The organism is Rhodovulum sp. BSW8, from assembly GCF_003314725.1.
Taxonomy (GTDB): domain Bacteria; phylum Pseudomonadota; class Alphaproteobacteria; order Rhodobacterales; family Rhodobacteraceae; genus Rhodovulum; species Rhodovulum visakhapatnamense.
Genome location: NZ_QNVX01000027.1, coordinates 69,070 through 87,672, shown reverse-complemented (window position 1 = coordinate 87,672; position 18,603 = coordinate 69,070). Strand labels below are relative to the sequence as shown.

Here is an 18,603-nt window from a genome sequence, read left to right as displayed (position 1 = left end):
GGCGAAGTCCGGATCGAGGCTTGGGTGCAGAAGATGCGGGCGGTCTTCAGGGGCCGGGGCGTTTCGGGGATCCCAGCTGCGCGCGTTCGCGGCGCCAGATGTAGAGCCCCGAGGCGATGATGATGGCGCCGCCGCAAAGCGTCCAGACCGTGGGCCAGGTGTCGAAGACGAGGATGCCCGCGAGCGCCGCGAGGAAGACCTGCAGATAGACGACAGGCGCCAGCAGCGAGGCATCGGCCAGCCGGTGGGCCTCGGTCGCGGCGATATGGCCCGCGGCGCCGAAGCCCCCGATCAGCAGGAAGACGGTCCAGTCGGTGCCCCCGTCGGGCCAGTCCCAGCCGCCCAGAACGAAGGGCAGGATCGCCAGGGCCGCCAGGCCCGCCGACCAGATCTGCTGGGTCGAGATCGCCTCGATCCCCGCGAGCATCCGGGTCAGCACGAAGTAAAGCGAGGCCAGGGTCAGCGCGCCGAGGCTGAGCAACATCGCCGGGTGGAAGGCCGCGCCCCAGGGCTGCATCACCACCGCGACGCCCAGAAAGCCCGTGCAGACCGCCGCGATCCGGCGCAGCCCGACCCGTTCGCCCAGCATCGGGATCGCCAGCAGCGTCACCGCGATGGGGCCCGCGAACATGATGGTGGTCGTCACCGTGATCGGAAGATATTTCAGCGCCGCGAAATTGCAGATCGTGCTGCCCAGCAGGAAGACCGAGCGCAGCACCTGCCGGACCGGGCTGTTCGAGCGCAGCGCCGACAGCCCCTCGCGCGGCAGGAACACCAGAAGGGCCAGAAGGAAATGGATCAGATAGCGCGCGAAGACCACCTGCAGCGCGGGCAGCCCGGCGAGGATCAGCCATTTCGCCGAGCTGTCGATGCAGGTGAAGAAGGTGACCGCCAGCGCCATGCTCAGCACGCCGGTCAGCCTGCGATCCTCGCGCGGGCGTCCGATGCCCATCGGGGCTCAGCCCACCGCCCAGCCGCCGTCGATCACATGGGTCTGGCCGGTGGTGAAGGCGCTTTCATCGGATGCGAGATAGACCGCGAGATGGGCGATTTCGGCCGGGGTGCCGATCCGACCCATCGGCTGGCGGGCAACGAAGGCGCGATGCGCGGCCTCGTAATCGCCCATGGCGCGCAGCCGGTCATGCAGCGAGGGGCTGTCGACCGTGCCCGGGCAGATCGCGTTCACCCGGATACCGCGCGTGACATAGTCGAGCGCGACCGACTTGGTCATGCCGATCACCGCCGCCTTGGTCGCGCCGTAGACAAAGCGGTTGGGGGCCGCGACCAGCGACGACACGACCGACGAGATATTGACGATCGAGCCATGGCCGCGCTTGAGCATGCCCGGCAATGCTGCCTGCATCGCGTGGAACTGCGCGCGTACATTCAGCGCGAGGGCGAAGTCGAACTCGTCGTCGGTGGCCTCGAGAAGCGTGCCCGCATGCACGAAGCCCGCGCAATTGACCAGAACCTCTGGATCGGCCGCGCGGATCGCCTCGGTCAGGGCGGCCTTGTCGGTCACGTCCAGCCCGAAGGTCTGGGCCGTGAGCCCCGTCAGCCGCGTCGGGTCGAGATCGGTCGCGACCACGATTGCGCCTTCCGCCGCGAAGGCCTCGGCGATGGCCCGGCCGATGCCCTGACCCGCGGCGGTGACGAAGGCGCGTTTTCCGTCCAGTCTCATGTCTGTCCCTTTTTCGAATGGGTTGCGATCCAGTCGGTCATCTGCGGCACCATCAGATCGCCCGCGCCCCCGTCGCGGGCGGCACGCAGGGCGGCATCGGCCGCGCCCGAGATCGGGCTGTCGCGGCCGAGATCCTCGGTCATGCGCCGGTAATAGCCGACATCCTTGGCGGCATTCGCGACCGAGAAGGCCAGGTCGATCCGGCCCTCGACCGCATAGGCGCGGATGAAATCCATCATCCCCGATTTCAGCGGCCCGGCCGACATCACGCCGTAAAGCGCCTCGCGCTCGATCCCGGCGGCATCGGCCATGGCGAAGGCCTCGGACATGGCGCAGGCGGTGGTCATGGCGAAGAAGTTGTTGATCAGCTTGATCGTATGGCCGTTGCCGAGCTTGCCCAGATGAAAGACGTTCTCGCCCAGGACGTCGAGCACGGGCCTGACCCGGTCATAGGCGGCGCGCTCGCCCGCGCACATGATGTTCAGCCGGCCCTCGCGGGCCTGGGCGGGGGTGCGCCCCAGCGGCGCATCCAGATAGACCGCGCCCTTCTCGGCCAGATCGGCGCCGATCTTCAGGGTCGAGGCGGGCAGCGAGGTGCCGAAATCGATCACCACCTGCCCCTCGCGCGCGCCCGCAAGAATGCCGTCCGGGCCATAGATCCGGGCCTCGACCTGATCCGAGGTGCCCATGCAGAGCATGACGATGTCGCTTTCCTCGGCCAGCGCCCGGCCCGAGGCGGCCTCGGTCGCGCCCTGCGCCAGCGCCTCGTCCAGCCCCGAACGGTCGCGATGGCCCAGCACCGTCAGCTCGAACCCGTTCTTCTGCAGGCATTCGACCATGGCCCGGCCCATGAGGCCCAGTCCGACGAAGCCGATCCTCGGGTCATCCATTTCCCTCTCCTTTACAGGTCCCGTTCACATCACCGCGCCGATCTGCCAGGGCACGAATTCATGATCGCCGAGCCCCTGCGCCTCGGATTTCGTGGTCTCGCCGCTCGCGACCCGCAGCCACAGATCGTAGATCTCGCGCCCGACCTCCTCGACGCTGGCCGCGCCCTCGAGGATGCGGCCCGCATTCACGTCCATGTCTTCGGTCATGCGGGTGAACATCGCGCTGTTGGTGGCGATCTTGACGGTGGGGGCGGGTTTCGAGCCGAAGGCCGAGCCGCGGCCGGTGGTGAAGGCGACCAGCGTGCAGCCCGAGGCGATCTGGCCCGTCACCGAGGCCGGGTCGTAGCCGGGGCTGTCCATGAAGACGAAGCCCGTCTCGGCGATGGGCTCGGCATAGCGCAGCACGGCGGTCAGCGGCGTCGTGCCGCCCTTGGCGGCCGCGCCCAGCGACTTTTCGAGGATGGTGGTCAGCCCGCCGCGCTTGTTGCCGGGGCTCGGGTTGTTGTCCATCGAGCCGCCGTTGCGCGCGGTATAATCCTCCCACCAGCGAATGAGCGAGATCAGCTTTTCGCCGGTGGCGCGGTCCTTCGCGCGGGCGGTCAGCAGATGTTCGGCGCCGTAGATTTCGGGCGTTTCGGCCAGAACGCCGGTGCCGCCCTGGGCCACCAGCAGGTCGCAGGCATGGCCCAAAGCCGGGTTCGCGGTGATCCCCGACCAGGCATCCGAGCCGCCGCATTGCAGCGCGACGGCCAGATCCGAGGCCGGGCAGGGCGTCCGGCGGGCCGCGTCGACCAGCGGCAGCATCGCCTCGATCCGCGCGATGCCCTCCTCGACGGTGCGGCGCAGCCCGCCCGTGTCCTGGATCGTCATGTGCTGGAACAACGGCCCCGGGCTCAGGCCGAAGGCCTCGATCAGCCAGTCGATCTGCATCGTCTCGCAGCCCAGCCCGGCCATCAGCACGCCGCCGACATTGGGGTTGCGGGCATAGCCCCAGATCACCCGTTGCAGCGCCTCGAACCCTTCGCCCGCGCCCGCCATGCCGCAGCCGGTGCCATGAACGAAGGCCGCGACCCCGTCGACATGGGGGTAGGGCGCCAGCCGGTCGGGGGTGAAATGCGCGGCGATCCGGTGCGCGGCGGTGGCCGAGCAGTTGACCGAACTCAGCACCGCGATGAAGTTTCGCGTGCCGACCCGGCCGTTCGGGCGGCGATAGCCCATGAAGCTATCCGCCGCCGGTGCGGGCGGGGCCGGGCGCAGGTTGGTGGCGAAGGCATAGTCGGCCTCGACCGCGCGGAAGGCCAGATTATGGGTATGGACATGGGCGCCGGGTGCGATGTCATCGGCGGCATAGCCGATCACCTGGGCGTATTTCAGGACCGGCGCGCCCCTTGCGATGGTCTCGGTCGCCATCTTGTGGCCCATCGGAATCGGCTGGGTCGCGCCCGCCTCGCCCAAGGCAAGTGCCGTGGCGGCGGTGACCACATTGTCGGCCTCGGACAGTCTGACGGTCTTCATCGCGTCTCCTCCGGGCCGGTCCCGCCGGTGTGCGGCGCTCCCCTCACAGGAACAGCGTCACGATGGGCGGCCAGATCAGCAGGACCGACAAAGCGAGGATCTGCAAGCCGATGAAGGGCAGGAAGCCGCTGAAGATGTCGGTCAGCGAAATCTCGGGCGGGGCCACCGATTTCAGATAGAAGGCGGCGGGGCCGAAGGGCGGCGACAGGAAGCTGACCTGCATGTTCATGCAGAAGACGACGCCGAACCAGATCGCCACATGCCGGGGGTCAAGCTGACCCAGCACGCCGATCTCGGCGGGCGGCAGCTTCAGCACGATGGGCAGGAAGACCGGCATGATCAGCAGCACGATGCCGACCCAATCCATGAACATGCCCATGACGAGGAAGATCAGCATCATCACGAGGATGATGCCCATGGTCGGCAGGTCCGCCCCGACGATCAGGTTCGCGACATAGTTCGGCCCGCCCGCCAGCGTATAGGCCGCGGCCAGCGCGGCCGCGCCGATGGTCACCCAGATGATGGTGCCGGTCGAGCGCAGCGTGCGTATCAGGCTGTCCCAGACGATCTCGAAGGTCATCTCGCGCCGGATCAGCCCGATCGCGAAGACCGCGACGACGCCCATGCCCGCGGCCTCGGTGATGCCGGTGATGCCGCCATAGATCGAGCCCAGCACCACCCCGATCACCACGGTCGGCGCGACCAGCCCCTTGCCCATCTGCCAGCCCGCGCGGGTCCGCGCCGGCCCGACGGCCAGATGGATCGCGGCCAGCGCCAGCGCCAGCGCGCCGACCAGCCAGGGAATGTCCGACACCATGCCCAGGAAGATGGGCTCGACCCCTTCCTCGATCCGATTGGCGCCGGTCGCCGTCAGGAAGGCCACCCGGACCAGCAGCGCGCCTGCGATCCACAGCGTCATCCGCGCCAGGAAGCCCAGAAACATCAGCGCCTTCTCGCGCCCCGCCGGATCGCCCGGATCGGCCGGGGGCAGGGGGGCGAGGCCTGGGTTCAACCTCGTCCTGACCAGGATGTAGATCAGGAAGAACGAGGCCAGCATGAAGCCCGGCAGGAAGGAGGCGGTGAACAGCGCCTTGATCGAGGTCTCGGTCACGAGCCCGTAGAAGATCAGCACGATCGAGGGCGGGATCATGGTGCCCAGCGAGCCCGAGGCGCAGATCGTGCCGATGGCGAGGTTCCGGTCATAGCCCAGCCGCAGCATCTGCGGCAGCGCGATCAGCCCCAGCAGAACGACCTCGCCGCCGATGATCCCCGACATCGCCGCCATGATCACCGCCATGATCGAGGTCACGACCGCGATGCCGCCGCGGGTCCGCGACAGCCACATGTTCAGCGAGGAATACATGTCGCGCGCGATGCCGGATCGTTCCAGCAGCGCCGCCATGAAGATGAAAAGCGGGATCGAGATCAGCACGTAATTGGTCATCTGCCGGTAGATCGCCTGACCCAGCACCGCGAAAGGGCCGCGCCCGAAATCGCGAAACAGCAGATCGGGGCCGAATTTCATCACCAGCGTCGCGACTGCCAGAAAGGCCGAGGCAAAGCCCAGCGGCATGCCGATGGCCAGAAGCGCGAACATCCCCAGAAGCAGGATCAGGCTGATCGTCCCGATATCCGAGACCTTCATCCAGCCGAAGTCGAGCATCAGCTCCATTTCAGTCCTCCAGCGTCCGGCGGATATTGGCGATTTCGGTCTCGTCGATATCGTCGAGCGCGGAATGGTATTCGGGCGGGCGGTTCCAGTCGGCGATCAGGTTCGACAGCGCCTGCAGCGCGACCAGTCCGATGACGATCAGGATGGCGGGCTTGATCGTGGCCGGAAGCGGCGGGTCCCAGGCGGTGCCGAAGGTCTCCATCCGGGCGAATTTGGTGACCGCCTCGCCATAGCCGCCCCAGAGCAGGCAGAGGAAGAAGCCCCAGATCAGCCCGACCGACACCACGTCGGCCGCCTTCTGCAACGGCCGCGGCAGCAGGTCGTAGATCACGTAGATCCGGATATGGCTGCGCTGCTGCATGGCATAAAGCCCGGCCAGCAGAAACACGAACCCGGCGATCCAGAGCGACAGTTCATTGGCCCAGAGCGTCGGTTTCTCGAAGACATAGCGCGCGGCGACCTCGTAGATCATCGCGGCGACCACGCAGACGATGCCGATCATCGCCAGCCGCGACATCACGAGTGCCACGATGTCCATCGGCCCGGTCGGCGGGCGTTCGATGGCGCCTTTCCGGTCCGACAGGTGCAGTGCCGCGAACAGCATCGCGGCCGCGAGGCTGCCCAGCATCAGTGGCACTTCGGGCCGTCCCTCGGGGCGCAGCATCTCGAACATGCCGACGGGATCGGCACGCCAGACCTGGCCCGCGATCAGCCACAGCGCCATCGCCGCCGCGGCAGCGCCCGAGACGATCATCGCCCATTTCACCGGCGGGCCGAGCGGTCCCAGCCAGAGGCTGTCCTGTCGTTGCATGCCGTCCGTCTCCCTCCGGATCGGCGCCCCCCGGACCATGACCCGGCCCGGGGCGCGCGGGGACTGGCGGAACGCGGGCGGGCTCTCTGGCCCGCGCCGCGCGCCTAGTCGGCGATCAGGCCCAGCTGGGTCAGATAGGCCTTGTGGCTGTCGACCAGGGCCTTCGCCTCGGGCGATTTCCCGGCCCAGACGTCCCAGGCGGCCTGGGCTGCCTTGCGGAAGGTCGCGCGGTCCTCAACCGACCAGTCATGCAGCGTCACGCCCTTTTCGGTCAGCCGCGCGGCGGCCTCGGCATTGGCCTTCTCGAAATACAGCGCAGACCGCAGCGCGAGCTTTTCCATCGCCACTTCGACGATACGCCGCTGCTGCTCGGTCAGCCCGTCCCAGACCGCCTTGTTGCAGGCGAGATGGTCGGACGGCATCGAATGGAAGCCCGGATAGGTCGCGTGGTTCGCCAGATCGAACAGCCCGATCGACTCGTCGTTCGAAAGCCCCGAATAGTCGGTGCCCTCGATGATACCGGTTTCCATCGCGGTGAAGACCTCGGTGAAGTCCATCACGATGGGCGAGGCGCCGAGATTGGCGAAGATCTCGGTTTCCATCCCCGGGGGCGAGCGGAACTTCCAGTCCTTCAGATCGTCCGGCCCGGCAATGGGCGTCGAGGAGACCAGCGATTCCTGGCCATAGACCCACCAGCCGATCAGCTGCATGCCGAATTCGTTGTAAAGCGTCTGCGCCTGTTCCAGCCCGCCGCCGTAGTACAGCCAGGACAGCTGCTGATAGGGCGTGTCATAGCCGCCCATGATGTCGCCGACGAACTGGAAGCCCGCGTTCTTGCCGGTCTGGTAGGCGCCGCCGGTCATGTCGCAGTCGAGAATGCCGTTGGCCGCGGCATCGAAGGTCTCGACCGTGGCCACCACCGACGAGGCATAGAACATCTCGACGTCGATGGACCCGCCCGACATCGTCTCGACATCCTCGACGAACTGGGCGGCCAGTTTGCCCGAGGTCTGTTCGGGGTTGTAATGGGTCTGGATGCGCAGCGTCACGTCCTGGGCCGCCGCAGGCACGGCCGCCCCGGCGGCAAGCGCCACCGCGGCCAGCATCGGTCTCGGATTCATGGTGTCTCCTCCCTGGATGGGGCTTCCCCCGGTTTGCGGGCCGTCTCTCCCTCGGCTCGCGATGGTGCCTTGTGAGGTGAGGCTAGCCGAAGCGCCACGGCCCGATCAACCATTTTGGTATACCAAACACCCGAAAGGTGGCGGGGGGCATTTTGCGTATGGCCGGGCGCGGGGCAGGGGCGCGACACGGCGCCGGACCGGGCGGCCTCGACAAGCCCGCTCGCGTTGGTATACCAAATGAAAGGAATGGGGTGACGCGTGCCCTCCCGGCCGGAGAGCCGGGCCCGAAGGAGCAGTCTCGACATGGCGGAACAGACCCGCGCCGAGGATATCGCGAACCGGTTGCGCCGCAGCATCCTGCACGGGACGCTGCCGCCCGGCGCGCCGATCAAGGAGCGCGACACCGCCGCCGAAATGGGCGTCAGCCGCACGCCGATGCGCGAGGCGATCCGGATTCTCGCCAATGAGGGTCTGGTTCTCTTGCGTCCAGCGCGCAGCCCCGTGGTGGCAAGCCCGACCCTGGCCGAGGTCCGGGACGCCATCGAGGTTCTGTCCGCGCTCGAGCTGCTGTCGGTCCGGCTGGCCTGCGACCGGGCGACCGAGGCCGATCTGGACGAGATCCGGCGGCTGGAGCGCGAGCTTTCGGACAATTTCACCACGCTCGACGACATCGACCGGTTCGAGGTGGACATGGCCTTTCACCTGGCCATCGTGCGGGCCGCGCATAATCCGGCGCTGGCCGGGACGCACCGGTCCTATCTGGGACGGCTCTGGCGGGCGCGGTTCCTGTCGGCCCGCCGCAAAAGCTCGCGCGACAGCGTGGTCAGCCAGCACCGGGCCATCGTCGCGGGGCTCGAGACGCGCGACAGCGCGGCGGCGCAGGCCAGCCTGCAGGCGCATCTGGACCGGCTTCTGGCCAATGTGCGCGCCTTTTTCGAAACCGAGACCGAAACTGAAATCGGCCCCGAGGCCTCCGGCGCGGACTGACGGCGGGCGGGTCCGGGGCAATTCACACCAGGGAGACGCGAATGAAACTCTTGCGCTATGGCGAGGCGGGGTCGGAAAAGACCGGGCTTCTGGATGCGGCGGGCCGGGTCCGGGACCTGTCGGCCCATGTGCCCGATCTTTCGGGGGCGGCGGTCGCCATCGCGGCGCTCGACCGGCTGCGGGGGCTCGATCCCGAGGCGCTGCCGCTGGTCGAGGCGCCGGGCCGCATCGGCGCCTGCCTGTCGCGGGTGCCGAACTTCTTCTGCGTCGGGCTCAACTACGCCCGCCACGCCGCCGAAACCGGGGCCGAGCCGCCGAAAGAGCCGATCCTGTTCTCGAAGGCCAGTTCGGCGCTGTCGGGGCCCTACGACCCGGTGGTGATCCCGCGCGAGTCGGTCAAGAGCGACTGGGAGGTCGAACTGGGCGTGGTGATCGGGCGCGACACGCTTTACGTGTCCGAGGCCGAGGCGCTGGACCACGTGGCGGGCTATTGCGTCATCAACGACGTGTCGGAACGCGCCTTCCAGATCGAGCGCGGCGGCCAGTGGGTCAAGGGCAAGTCGGCGCCGACCTTCGGCCCGACCGGCCCCTGGCTGGTGACCGCCGACGAGGTGGCCGACCCGCAGGCGCTGGGGCTGAGCCTCGCGCTGAACGGGCAGACCGTTCAGGACAGCCGCACCGACGACATGATCTTCTCGGTGGCCGAGATCGTGTCCTACATGAGCCGCTTCATGGCGCTGCAGCCCGGCGACATCATCGCGACCGGCACGCCGTCTGGCGTCGGCATGGGCATGAAGCCGCAACGCTTCCTGCGCCCAGGCGACGTGATGGAACTGACGGTCGAGGGGCTTGGAACCCAGAGACAGGACGTGGTGGCGGCGGCCTGAGCGGCAAACCGGCGCGTCGGTCCGGGGCTTCGCCCTGGGCCGAAGACCGGGGCAGAAGGCCGGGGCAGAAGGCCGGGGCAGAAGACTGTGGACGAAGACTTTGGACGAAGACGGGAGTCGGCGATGGGACCGGTAACTGGACCGGCCGCCCGGTCGCGGCATGTGAAAGGTCTTCTCTGGTCCGCGGCGCGGGCATTGGCTCCGGGACCGGCAGGTTGCCGAAGGGGCCCGGCGGGGCGCGCGCTCCGGGGGCCGGACAGGGCGGTTTCGGATGCTCCCGTCGCGCGGAAAGGGTCCGATCGCACCGGACGGCACCGGAGGCGACGAGGATCAGACGAGGATCACGGGTCCGGGACGTCTTTCACGGGCGCGGCAAGGCCGCCACCGGCAGGCCGTTCAGCCATGCGCGGCGGCGCTCGGCTCCAGGTGGCCGGTCCGCTCATGGGCCGCGATCAGCCCGGCCAGGGTCAGCCGGTCCCCCGCCAGCGCCTGCACATCGGCGCCCTGGGCCGCGAGCGCACTGGCATAGAGCGTCGAGACCCGCTCTGTGCCGAGGACCGCGACCGGCCGGTTGTGCCACCAGGTGCGCATGGCGCCGATATCGCAGCCGACCATCAGCCCCGACAGACGCGCCCGGGCGAGGCCCGGGGCCGGGGTGTTCAGGAGCGCCGAGGCGCGGATCCCGAAAATCGAACTGACGATGGTCTCGGGGTGGCGGGTGCTTTCGTCGACGGCGTGGCGGAAGGCGGCCTCGTCCCAGCTGTCGTCCATCATCGGACGCAGGACCGATTGCCGGGCGATCAGCCCGTAGATCTCGCCGGTCATCATGGTGCGGAAACCTTGCACGATACCATGGCGCAGCCGCACCCATTTGCCATGCAGGCCGGGCATGCACAGCACCCCGTCAAAGGACGCGCGATCAAGCAGAAAGCCCGCGATCCGGGTCTCTTCGCCGCGCATGACATCGGGCGGATCGGTCTGACCCAGCCCCGGCAGGATGCCGACCGAGATCCGCGGATCGCGGCTTGGGGCTGGGACCGGGGGCGCGGCATGCGGGGCGCAGGGCACCATCGCATGCGGGACCTCGACCCAGCCCTTGCGAGCGCCCGCCTGGCCACAGATCAGGACCCTTGTCACTTCATCGAGGGGCAGCATGTCATTCGCAAGGGTCAGCAAGGCGGGCTCGAAGTCGCGCGGCCCAAGCCGCGAGACACCCTGATCCGAGGCGCCTTCGGTCAGGACCTTGCGGCCTGCCATCGCCCAGATCCGAAGCGAGGACTGGCCCCAGGCGGCGGCAATCCAGCGCGGCCCGGTCATCTCGGCCCCGCCGGATCCCGGGCGCGGCGGGGCCGCCGTGGCGCGGGCCCGGGCGATGTTCCCTGCCGCGCAGAGGCGCAGCGCGCGTTGCGCCGGGGGCCGCGGCGCGGCGTCATGGCGGGTTCCCCGGGGCGGTCGGGCGGGCGTGGAACCGCGACACCTGGCGGTAGGTCTCGCCCGGTCGCAGCAGGACGGACGGGAAATCGGGCCGGTTCGGCGCGTCGGGCCAGCCCTGCGGCTCCAGCGCGATCCCGGCATGGGCGTCATAGGGCCTCCCCTCGTGCCCCGGCACCGGCGCCGTGGCCAGCCCGCCGCCATCGTAGACCTGCAGCCCGGGCGCGGTCGTCGTCACCTCCAGCACGACGCCCGGGGCCGAGAGGCGGCAGGCCGGGCGCAGTGGCGCGGCGCTGTCCCCGAGGCAGAAGTTGTGATCGAGCGGCGGCGCCTCGCGGGCCAGAACGGCATCGAGAACCGGGCGCGGCGTGCGAAAATCGAATCGGGTGCCCGCGACCGGGGCGGGCGGGCCCTGCGGGATCAGCGCGTCATCGACCGGCAGATAGCGTGCCGCCGCCACCTGCAGCCGGTGGCGGTCGAGGCTGCCGCTGCCGTCGAGGCACCAGTAGCTGTGATGGGCGAGGTTGCAGAAGGTGGGTACCCCGCTGCGGCCTTCCAGCCGGATTTCCAGCGCCCCTGCCGCGTCGACCAGATAGCTTGCGCGCAGATCGAGCGGGCCGGGCAGGCCGCCGGTGCCCTCGGGCAGGAACAGGCTGAGCGTGCAGGCGGCGGGGCTGTCGGCTTCGAGCCGCCAGTTGCGGCTGGCGGTTCCGGCGGTTCCGCCATGCAGCATGCTGCGCCCGGCCTCGTTGCGTTCGAGCGTCAGCATCCGCCCATCCAGGGCCGCGCGGCCCCCGGCGATCCGGTTCGCGACCGGGCCGACAATGGCCCCGAAATAGCGCATCGGTCCCAGATAGGGGGCGAAGGCCTCCGAGCCCAGCACCAGCGCATGGGGCAGCCCCTCGATCCTGAGGTCCATCAGCGAAGCGCCCCAGGTCATGATGCGGGCCCGGGTTCCGGCCTGTCCGATCCAGATCGCGCGCACCGGGCTGCCGTCCGGCGCGCTGGCCAGCCGGTCGATCCTGGGCAGGGTGGGCGTGGCTGTGAACATGCGAAGGATGCCCCGGACTCGCTGTCGGAACCCCGCGCCGGGCGGTCGCACACGTTGCGCAGGATTCGCCCCCAAGGGTCCGCGACAATTGTCCCTGACGCAAGAGACTTCTCGCAAAAGTTGCGCGTCGGGGGGCTCTGGACGAATGAAATGTCCTTTCGAGCCGCCCGTCGGGCGGCTCGGGGGCATCCGGCCCGTCCCGGCAAGGCCCGGCGAGAATCGTCCGGATGGCCCCGGCGGGTCGGGTCAGGCGGCCTCGAAGCTCAGATGCACCTTGACCGCGCGGCTGCGGTCGCCCGCGGCCTCGAAGGCCTCCTGCGCGTCTTCCAGCGGATAGGTGGCCGTCACCATCGGCCGGACGTCGATCCGGCCCGAGCCGATGGCCGCGACCGCGTCGGCGAATTCGGGGTGGAAGCGGTGGGTGCCGCGCACCTGGATCTCCTTGCCGACGATCAGGTTCAGCGGCACCGGGGTCTCGCCCGCGACGCCGACCTGCACGAGGATGCCGCGCGGACGCAGCGTGGCGATGGCCTGACCGATGGCGGGGGCGGCGGCCGAGCATTCGAAGACCACGTCGAACTGGCCCTTGTCGGCGCCATAGGGCTCCATCGCGGCCGGGTCGCGGGCGATGTTGACGATGCGCGTCGCGCCCATCTGCAGCGCGACCTCAAGCGGCCGGTCCTGCAGGTCGGTGACCACCACCTCGGCGGCGCCGCCTTCGGCCGCCGCTGCCGCACAAAGCGACCCGATGGGTCCGGCGCCCGTCACCAGCACCGACTTGCCGGTCAGATCGCCCGCGATCCGCCGGGCATGCAGGCAGACCGCCAGCGGCTCGGAACAGGCGGCCTGGGTCAGCGAGATCCCGTCGGCCACCGGCAGGCATTGCTGGGCGCCGATCACGATCCGGTCGCGGAAAAGCCCCTGTTCATGCGGGAACCGCATGGCCGAGCCGCGAAAGCGCATCTCGAGGCAGTGGTTGAACATGCCTTGCTGGCAATAAAGGCAATTGCCGCAGGGCTGCGAAGGGTTCAGCGCCACCTTTTGCCCCTCGGCCAGCCCGGTCACGCCCGCGCCCAGCGCGATCACCGTGCCCGCCGCCTCGTGGCCCAGAACGATCGGTTCGCGCACCCGGACCGGGCCGAAGCCGCCATCGTGATAGTAATGCAGATCCGACCCGCAGATCCCGCCCGCGCCGACCGCGACCAGCACCTCGCCGGGGCCGGGGCCCTCGACCGGAAGGGTCTCGATGCGGATGTCGTGGGGGGCGTGCAGGCGGCAGACGCGGGTGTCCATTGGAGGCTCCTATGGGATCAGGACGGAGGGCAGCCAGGTCGCGATGGCGGGTACGTAGGACACGAGCAACAGCACCGCGATATTGGTTGCGAGGAAGGGCAGGATGGCGATGACGACCGGCGTCAGCGGCAGCCGGGCGATGCCCGCGCAGACGAAGAGGCAGACGCCGACGGGCGGTGTGGTCAACCCGATCATCAGGTTCAGCACCGCGAAGGTCGCGAAATGCAGCGGGTCGATGCCGACCGCCTGCGCCAGCGACAGAAGCGGCACGAACAGGATGATGAGGGCCGCGATGGTCTCCATGAACATGCCGACGAAAAGCAGCAGCAGGTTGATGATGAGGATCACCAGGAACTTGTTGTCGGTGATCGACAGCACGCCCTCGGCGATGGCCTGGGGGATGCGCTCCGACACCAGGATCCAGCCGAAGACATTGGCAAAGCCCACCAGCGCCAGGATGCCCGCCGAGGCGACGGCGCTGTCGACGATCACCTTCGGCACCCGGCGCAGCGGCAGGTCGCGATAGATGAAGCAGCCCACGATCACGGCATAGACACTGGCCACCACGGCGGTTTCGGTAGGTGTCGCGAGGCCCGAGAGCAGGCCGTAGATGATCAGGAAGGTCATGGCGATGGCCCAGATCGCGCCGCCGAAGCTGCGCGCGACCTCGCCGAAGCCCTGCCAGGGCTGGCGCGGGAAGTTCTTGCGCCGGGCGATGACATAGGCCGTCACCATCATCGCCAGCCCCATCAGGATGCCGGGCACGGCGCCCGCGAGGAACATCTTGCCGACCGAGATCCCGGACAGCGCGCCGACGATGATCATCGGCACCGAGGGCGGGATGATCGGGCCGACGGTCGACGAGGCGGCGGTGACGGCAGCCGAATAATCGGCGGGATAGCCCGCCTTCTTCATGCCGGGGATCATGACGCCGCCGATCGAGGCGGCATCGGCGACGGCGGTGCCGGTGATGCCGCCGAACAGCATCGAGGCGGCGATATTGGTCAGGCCCAGCCCGCCCCTGATCCAGCCGACCAGCGCATTGGCAAAGCGCACGATGCGGTTGGTGATGCCGCCCTGGTTCATCAGGTTGCCCGCCAGGATGAAGCCGGGGATCGACAGCAGGACGAACACGTCCATGCCCGCATACATCTTCTGCGGCATGACGACAGGCGGGATGCCCGCCAGCAGCAGATAGCCCAGCGACGACAGCCCCAGCGTCACCGCGACCGGAATGCCGACGACCAGACCGCCGACGAAGATACCGAAAAGAACCCAGACCTCCATCAGATCTCCTCGGCCTTCTCGGGCGTGCCATCCTCGGTGCCGGTCAGCATGCCCAGCACGCGCAGGGCCGCGAAAAGCGCCAGCAGCGCCAGCATCAGGAAGACGGTGAGATGCACATAGCTCATGGTCAGCCCCAGCGCGGGCGAGCTTTGCATCCGCCCGATGCTGACGAAGCGCCAGGCATGGGGCAGCAGGAAAAGCGCAAGCGCGCCGGTCGCCAGCGCCGACAGAAGCCGCAGCCGCCAGGGCCAGCGCCCGGGCAGGACCTCGCAGACGATGTCGACATTGACCATGTCGCCGCTGCGCAGCGACAGACCCGCACCGAAGGCGATCAGGAACAGCAGCGCGAAGCGGGTCAGCTCCTCTGTCCATACGGGCGAGCTGCCGAAGCCGCGGCCGACCACCTGGATCAGCACGGCGGCGATCAGCACGGCGAAGGACAGCCCGACGCCGATCCGGGCGAGGGCGATGACGGTCGAAATGAAGCGCTCTGTCTTGGTGGGCATGGGGCCTCTGGCTTTCGGGGAAGCCGGCCGGGCCCCTTGGGCGGGTCCGGCCGGTCCAACGCGTTACGGGTCCACTCGTTACGGGACCGCCTGCGTGGCGCGTTTCAGCGACTGCGGGTCACGGCAGGCGGTTCACTCGCCGAAGATCTCTTCGGCGATGGGGCGGATCTCGGCGCTGACATTGGCCAGAACCGCTTCCTTGGCCTTGGCGGCAAAGGCGGCGTTGTCGGCCTCGACGAAGATCATGCCGTGCTCTTCCAGCCAGGCGCGGTCATCGGCGAGGCTTTGCTGGAACAGCTCGCGCTCGTAGGCCTGGGCGCGCTTGGCGGCCTCCAGCACCGCGGCCTGATCCCCGGCCGAAAGCTTGGCCCAGGTCAGTTCGGAGATGGTCAGGTAGATCCAGGACCGCACATGGTCGGTGAGGTTGACGTATTTCTGCACCTCGTTGAAATTCGCCGACCGGATCAGCGCCAGCGGGTTTTCCTGCCCGTCGATGGTGCCGTTCTGCAGCGAGGTGAACACTTCCGAGAAGGCCATCGGCGTCGGCTGGGCGCCGAGCGACTTCCAGACATCGACGAAGAGCGGCACGTTCGGCACCCGCATCTTCAGCCCTTTCAGGTCGTCGGGGCTCTCGACCGGGCGGTTCGAGGTCAGCTCGCGCGCGCCGCGGGCGAAATAGGTGATCGGGCGGATCTGCGCGCGTTCGACGATCTGCGCCTCGATCTTCTGGCCGATTTCGCCCGAGGCGACCTCGTCCATGTGCTCGATCGAGCTGTAGGCATAGGGCAGGGCCAGAAGCGCCGCCATCGGCGCCCAGTTCTGCAGGCTCTCGCCGGTGATCGTCATGTCGACGGTGCCAAGCTGCATGCCGTTGATCAGGTCGATTTCCTTGCCGAGGCTTTCGTTCGGATAGACCTCGACCGCGATCCGCCCGTCGGTCAGCGCCGACAGCTCTTCGCCGAATTTCAGCGAGGCCTTGTGCCAGGGATTGTCCTCGTTGGCGAGATGGCCGAGCTTCAGCGTGATTTCCTGCGCCATGGCCGGTGCGGCGGCAAGCCCCGCGATCAGGGCGGCGGCCGCAAGGCCGGGCAGTTTCCAAGCGGTTGTCATGTGGGATCTCCTCCTGTGACGTCGGTAAGGGGGTCTGGCTCGCCCGCGGCGCTTTCGAAGAGGCCGTCGAAAAAGCCGGGATTCTCGGCCGCGATGGCGGGCAGGTCGTTCAGGATCTCGCGCAGATGGGCCCGGGTCGCGGCCTCGGCGGCGGCCATGTCGCCCGCGGCGATGCCGTCGACGATGGCGGTGTGCTGGGCGATGAGCTTGTCCACCGGAAACCGCCCCAGCGCCAGGAACCGCACCCGGTCCATCTGCGACTTGAGCCCTTCCAGCAGCTTCCAGGCGCCGGTCTTGCCCGCGCCCTCGGCCAGGGTCCGGTGAAAGGTCTCGTCCAGCTGGATGAAGTCGCGGGGCGCGGTTTCGGCGACGGCGGCCTGCCGGTCGATCTGGGCGCGCAGCCGTGCGATCAGCGCCGGGTCGGGGCGCCGCGCCAGCAGCCGCACGATGTCGGCCTCGATGGCCTCGCGCACGAAGCGCGCGTCCAGCACCGAGGAAATGGCGATGGTGGTCACGAGGCTGCCACGCTGCGGAAGGATCGACAGCAACCCCTGTTCGGAAAGCTTGATGAAGGCCTCGCGCACCGGCTGGCGGCTGACCGCGCAGCTGCGGGCGATCTCGGCCTCGGACAGCCGGTCGCCGGGCTTCAGATCGTTGCGGATGATCCGGAGACGCAGGAAGCGGTGCAGTTGCGGGGTGATCGGGCGCGCCGGGTCAAGCACGCATCCCACCGCCCTCTCGATGTGCTCGTCCATGATTCGCCTCCCCTCCGGCTCTGGGCTACCATACTGCCATACTAGTCAGCAATCGTCCCGACTGCTAAACGGGACGCGAAACGCGACTCGGAAAGGCGATGCGATGCGGCAGACATGGCGGTGGTTCGGCCCCAGGGACCTGGTCTCGATCGATGACGTGCGGCAGGCGGGGGCCGTGGGTGTCGTCTCGGCCTTGCACCATGTGCCGACCGGCGCGGTCTGGACCCCCGACGAGATCGCCCGGCGCCAGGCCGAGATCGGCACCATGAAGGACGGCACGCCCTCGACCCTGACCTGGGACGTCGTAGAAAGCCTGCCCGTCTCCGAGGACATCAAGAAGCAGAAGGGCGACTGGCGCGCCCATCTCGACGCCTATCGCGCGAGCCTGCGCCACCTCGCCGCCGCGGGCATCGAGGTGATCTGCTACAACTTCATGCCGGTGCTCGACTGGACCCGCACCGATCTGGCCTGGAAGCGGCCTTCGGGCGCGACCTGCATGCGCTTCGATCTGACCGATTTCGCGGCCTTCGACCTGTTCATCCTGGCCCGTCCGGGGGCGAGCGAGGATTATGACGAGGCCCTTCAGGCGGCGGCCGAGGCGCGGTTCCGCGCCATGTCCGAGGCCGACCGCGATCAACTGGCGGGCAACGTGGTCTTCGGACTGCCGGGCGCCGCCGAACGCTTCACGCTGGAGGATGTGCGGGCGCATCTGGCCGAATACAGCGGCATCTCCGAAGACCGGCTGCGCGGCCACATGATCGATTTCCTTTCGGAAGTCGTGCCGCTCGCCGAAGAGCTTGGGCTGAGGCTTTGCTGTCATCCCGACGACCCGCCGGTACCGCTTCTGGGGCTGCCCCGGATCATGTCGACCGAGGCGCACTATGCGGCGGTGATGCGGGCGGTCGACAGCCCGGCGAACGGCCTCACGCTCTGTTCGGGCTCGCTCGGGGCGCGCGCCGACAACGATCTGCCCGGCATGATGGACCGGCTGGGAGACCGGGTGCATTTCCTGCACCTGCGCAACGTCACGCGCGAAACCGGCGCGGTGTTCGGGTCGTTCCACGAGGCCGAGCATCTGGGCGGCGACACCGACATGGTGGCGCTGGTCGAGGCCGCGCTGCGCGAAGAGGCCCGCCGCCGCGCGTCGGGCCGTGCCGACTGGTCGATCCCGTTCCGCCCCGATCACGGGCAGGACATCCTCGACGATCTCGGTCGCCGCGCCCAGCCGGGCTATCCCTCCATCGGGCGGCTGAAGGGGCTGGCAGAACTGCGCGGGATCATCGCCGCACTCGAACCCCGGATCGCGGTCTGACCGGGCCGGGCGTGGCCGAGGTTGCCGAACCGGCCGGGCTCGGGCAATTTTGACGTCAGGGCGCGCATCGGCGCGCCCGCGGCCTGGGCTGGGCATTGTTGCCGAAAGGCGGCCCGATGCGTGACTTTCCCTTTCCCCTTTCCCCTTTCCCCTTCAGGTTCAGGCCACGCGGACGCTTTCGGCGGTGCCGGAGCGTTGAGACGGCTGATGAACGAGCCATGTCGCGCCATTGGTCCGAGCGGCAATGGCGAATGACGCGGATGTGGATTTCGGCGGTTGGGCGGTTCGGGTCTC

General features: G+C 68.7%; 17 protein-coding genes. 3 read left to right on the top strand and 14 right to left on the bottom strand.

Features of this window, described 5'->3' with window-relative positions; genetic code table 11:
- Window positions 1–46: 46 nt before the first annotated feature.
- The 7 genes from DSD19_RS12555 to DSD19_RS12525 all read right to left on the bottom strand — a co-directional run bounded on the left by DSD19_RS12555 (window position 47) and on the right by DSD19_RS12525 (window position 7,690).
- Window positions 47–952, bottom strand: a complete 906-nt coding sequence (locus DSD19_RS12555; protein WP_113669830.1) for a DMT family transporter — start codon at window positions 950–952, stop codon at window positions 47–49.
- A gap of 6 nt (window positions 953–958) precedes the next feature.
- The gene (locus DSD19_RS12550; protein ID WP_113669829.1) at window positions 959–1,681 is read right to left on the bottom strand and encodes an SDR family oxidoreductase; all 723 of its coding nucleotides are present in this window, start codon (window positions 1,679–1,681) and stop codon (window positions 959–961) included.
- Window positions 1,678–2,571, bottom strand: a complete 894-nt coding sequence (locus tag DSD19_RS12545; protein ID WP_113669828.1) for an NAD(P)-dependent oxidoreductase — start codon at window positions 2,569–2,571, stop codon at window positions 1,678–1,680. Before DSD19_RS12545 ends, DSD19_RS12550 begins: the two co-directional genes overlap by 4 nt.
- 24 nt (window positions 2,572–2,595) lie before the next feature.
- Entirely contained in the window at window positions 2,596–4,086 is a 1,491-nt protein-coding gene (locus DSD19_RS12540; RefSeq protein WP_113669827.1) for a UxaA family hydrolase, read from the bottom strand.
- Window positions 4,087–4,129: 43 nt separating this feature from the next.
- Window positions 4,130–5,758: a TRAP transporter large permease subunit gene (locus DSD19_RS12535; protein WP_207802457.1), complete on the bottom strand. Its 1,629-nt coding sequence runs from the start codon at window positions 5,756–5,758 to the stop codon at window positions 4,130–4,132.
- Between the two features lies 1 nt (window position 5,759).
- Window positions 5,760–6,569 (bottom strand): TRAP transporter small permease subunit, encoded by an 810-nt coding sequence (locus tag DSD19_RS12530; RefSeq protein ID WP_113669826.1) that lies wholly within the window; start codon window positions 6,567–6,569, stop codon window positions 5,760–5,762.
- A 104-nt stretch (window positions 6,570–6,673) separates the two neighbouring features.
- On the bottom strand, window positions 6,674–7,690 hold the full coding sequence (locus tag DSD19_RS12525) for a TRAP transporter substrate-binding protein (protein WP_113669825.1): 1,017 nt from the start codon (window positions 7,688–7,690) through the stop codon (window positions 6,674–6,676).
- A 303-nt stretch (window positions 7,691–7,993) separates the two neighbouring features.
- On the opposite strand from DSD19_RS12525, the gene DSD19_RS12520 reads away from it, so the two are divergent.
- Window positions 7,994–8,677, top strand: a complete 684-nt coding sequence (locus tag DSD19_RS12520; protein ID WP_113669824.1) for a GntR family transcriptional regulator — start codon at window positions 7,994–7,996, stop codon at window positions 8,675–8,677.
- A 41-nt stretch (window positions 8,678–8,718) separates the two neighbouring features.
- Window positions 8,719–9,564 carry a fumarylacetoacetate hydrolase family protein gene (locus DSD19_RS12515; protein WP_113669823.1) on the top strand — a complete coding sequence of 282 codons (846 nt, stop codon included), beginning with the start codon at window positions 8,719–8,721 and terminating at the stop codon, window positions 9,562–9,564.
- Window positions 9,565–9,960: 396 nt separating this feature from the next.
- Here the strand turns inward: DSD19_RS12515 and DSD19_RS12510 are convergent, their stop codons facing one another.
- The 7 genes from DSD19_RS12510 to DSD19_RS12480 all read right to left on the bottom strand — a co-directional run bounded on the left by DSD19_RS12510 (window position 9,961) and on the right by DSD19_RS12480 (window position 16,997).
- Complete coding sequence (locus tag DSD19_RS12510) at window positions 9,961–10,881, bottom strand: 2-dehydro-3-deoxygalactonokinase (protein WP_113669822.1); 921 nt, start codon at window positions 10,879–10,881, stop codon at window positions 9,961–9,963.
- 112 nt (window positions 10,882–10,993) lie between these two features.
- On the bottom strand, window positions 10,994–12,046 hold the full coding sequence (locus DSD19_RS12505; RefSeq protein WP_113669821.1) for an aldose epimerase family protein: 1,053 nt from the start codon (window positions 12,044–12,046) through the stop codon (window positions 10,994–10,996).
- A gap of 246 nt (window positions 12,047–12,292) precedes the next feature.
- Entirely contained in the window at window positions 12,293–13,339 is a 1,047-nt protein-coding gene (locus DSD19_RS12500) for an L-idonate 5-dehydrogenase (protein ID WP_113669820.1), read from the bottom strand.
- Window positions 13,340–13,348: 9 nt separating this feature from the next.
- The gene (locus DSD19_RS12495; RefSeq protein WP_075785974.1) at window positions 13,349–14,626 is read right to left on the bottom strand and encodes a TRAP transporter large permease; all 1,278 of its coding nucleotides are present in this window, start codon (window positions 14,624–14,626) and stop codon (window positions 13,349–13,351) included.
- Window positions 14,626–15,132 carry a TRAP transporter small permease gene (locus DSD19_RS12490; RefSeq protein WP_075785973.1) on the bottom strand — a complete coding sequence of 169 codons (507 nt, stop codon included), beginning with the start codon at window positions 15,130–15,132 and terminating at the stop codon, window positions 14,626–14,628. Before DSD19_RS12490 ends, DSD19_RS12495 begins: the two co-directional genes overlap by 1 nt.
- Window positions 15,133–15,264: 132 nt before the next feature.
- Window positions 15,265–16,242 carry a TRAP transporter substrate-binding protein gene (locus DSD19_RS12485; RefSeq protein ID WP_113669819.1) on the bottom strand — a complete coding sequence of 326 codons (978 nt, stop codon included), beginning with the start codon at window positions 16,240–16,242 and terminating at the stop codon, window positions 15,265–15,267.
- Window positions 16,239–16,997 (bottom strand): GntR family transcriptional regulator, encoded by a 759-nt coding sequence (locus DSD19_RS12480; RefSeq protein ID WP_075785971.1) that lies wholly within the window; start codon window positions 16,995–16,997, stop codon window positions 16,239–16,241. The genes DSD19_RS12485 and DSD19_RS12480 overlap by 4 nt, the downstream gene beginning before the upstream one ends.
- 103 nt (window positions 16,998–17,100) lie before the next feature.
- Between DSD19_RS12480 and uxuA the strand changes: the two genes are divergently transcribed.
- Window positions 17,101–18,309 carry a mannonate dehydratase gene (gene uxuA, locus DSD19_RS12475; protein ID WP_113669818.1) on the top strand — a complete coding sequence of 403 codons (1,209 nt, stop codon included), beginning with the start codon at window positions 17,101–17,103 and terminating at the stop codon, window positions 18,307–18,309.
- Window positions 18,310–18,603: the final 294 nt, after the last annotated feature.

Bases quoted from the DNA above. Each gene is read 5' to 3' on its own strand.
- DSD19_RS12555 (WP_113669830.1), bottom strand. From the start codon at position 952: ATGGGCATCGGACGCCCGCGCGAGGATCGCAGGCTGACCGGCGTGCTG.
- DSD19_RS12550 (WP_113669829.1), bottom strand. From the start codon at position 1,681: ATGAGACTGGACGGAAAACGCGCCTTCGTCACCGCCGCGGGTCAGGGC.
- DSD19_RS12545 (WP_113669828.1), bottom strand. From the start codon at position 2,571: ATGGATGACCCGAGGATCGGCTTCGTCGGACTGGGCCTCATGGGCCGG.
- DSD19_RS12540 (WP_113669827.1), bottom strand. From the start codon at position 4,086: ATGAAGACCGTCAGACTGTCCGAGGCCGACAATGTGGTCACCGCCGCC.
- DSD19_RS12535 (WP_207802457.1), bottom strand. From the start codon at position 5,758: ATGGAGCTGATGCTCGACTTCGGCTGGATGAAGGTCTCGGATATCGGG.
- DSD19_RS12530 (WP_113669826.1), bottom strand. From the start codon at position 6,569: ATGCAACGACAGGACAGCCTCTGGCTGGGACCGCTCGGCCCGCCGGTG.
- DSD19_RS12525 (WP_113669825.1), bottom strand. From the start codon at position 7,690: ATGAATCCGAGACCGATGCTGGCCGCGGTGGCGCTTGCCGCCGGGGCG.
- DSD19_RS12520 (WP_113669824.1), top strand. From the start codon at position 7,994: ATGGCGGAACAGACCCGCGCCGAGGATATCGCGAACCGGTTGCGCCGC.
- DSD19_RS12515 (WP_113669823.1), top strand. From the start codon at position 8,719: ATGAAACTCTTGCGCTATGGCGAGGCGGGGTCGGAAAAGACCGGGCTT.
- DSD19_RS12510 (WP_113669822.1), bottom strand. From the start codon at position 10,881: ATGACCGGGCCGCGCTGGATTGCCGCCGCCTGGGGCCAGTCCTCGCTT.
- DSD19_RS12505 (WP_113669821.1), bottom strand. From the start codon at position 12,046: ATGTTCACAGCCACGCCCACCCTGCCCAGGATCGACCGGCTGGCCAGC.
- DSD19_RS12500 (WP_113669820.1), bottom strand. From the start codon at position 13,339: ATGGACACCCGCGTCTGCCGCCTGCACGCCCCCCACGACATCCGCATC.
- DSD19_RS12495 (WP_075785974.1), bottom strand. From the start codon at position 14,626: ATGGAGGTCTGGGTTCTTTTCGGTATCTTCGTCGGCGGTCTGGTCGTC.
- DSD19_RS12490 (WP_075785973.1), bottom strand. From the start codon at position 15,132: ATGCCCACCAAGACAGAGCGCTTCATTTCGACCGTCATCGCCCTCGCC.
- DSD19_RS12485 (WP_113669819.1), bottom strand. From the start codon at position 16,242: ATGACAACCGCTTGGAAACTGCCCGGCCTTGCGGCCGCCGCCCTGATC.
- DSD19_RS12480 (WP_075785971.1), bottom strand. From the start codon at position 16,997: ATGGACGAGCACATCGAGAGGGCGGTGGGATGCGTGCTTGACCCGGCG.
- uxuA (WP_113669818.1), top strand. From the start codon at position 17,101: ATGCGGCAGACATGGCGGTGGTTCGGCCCCAGGGACCTGGTCTCGATC.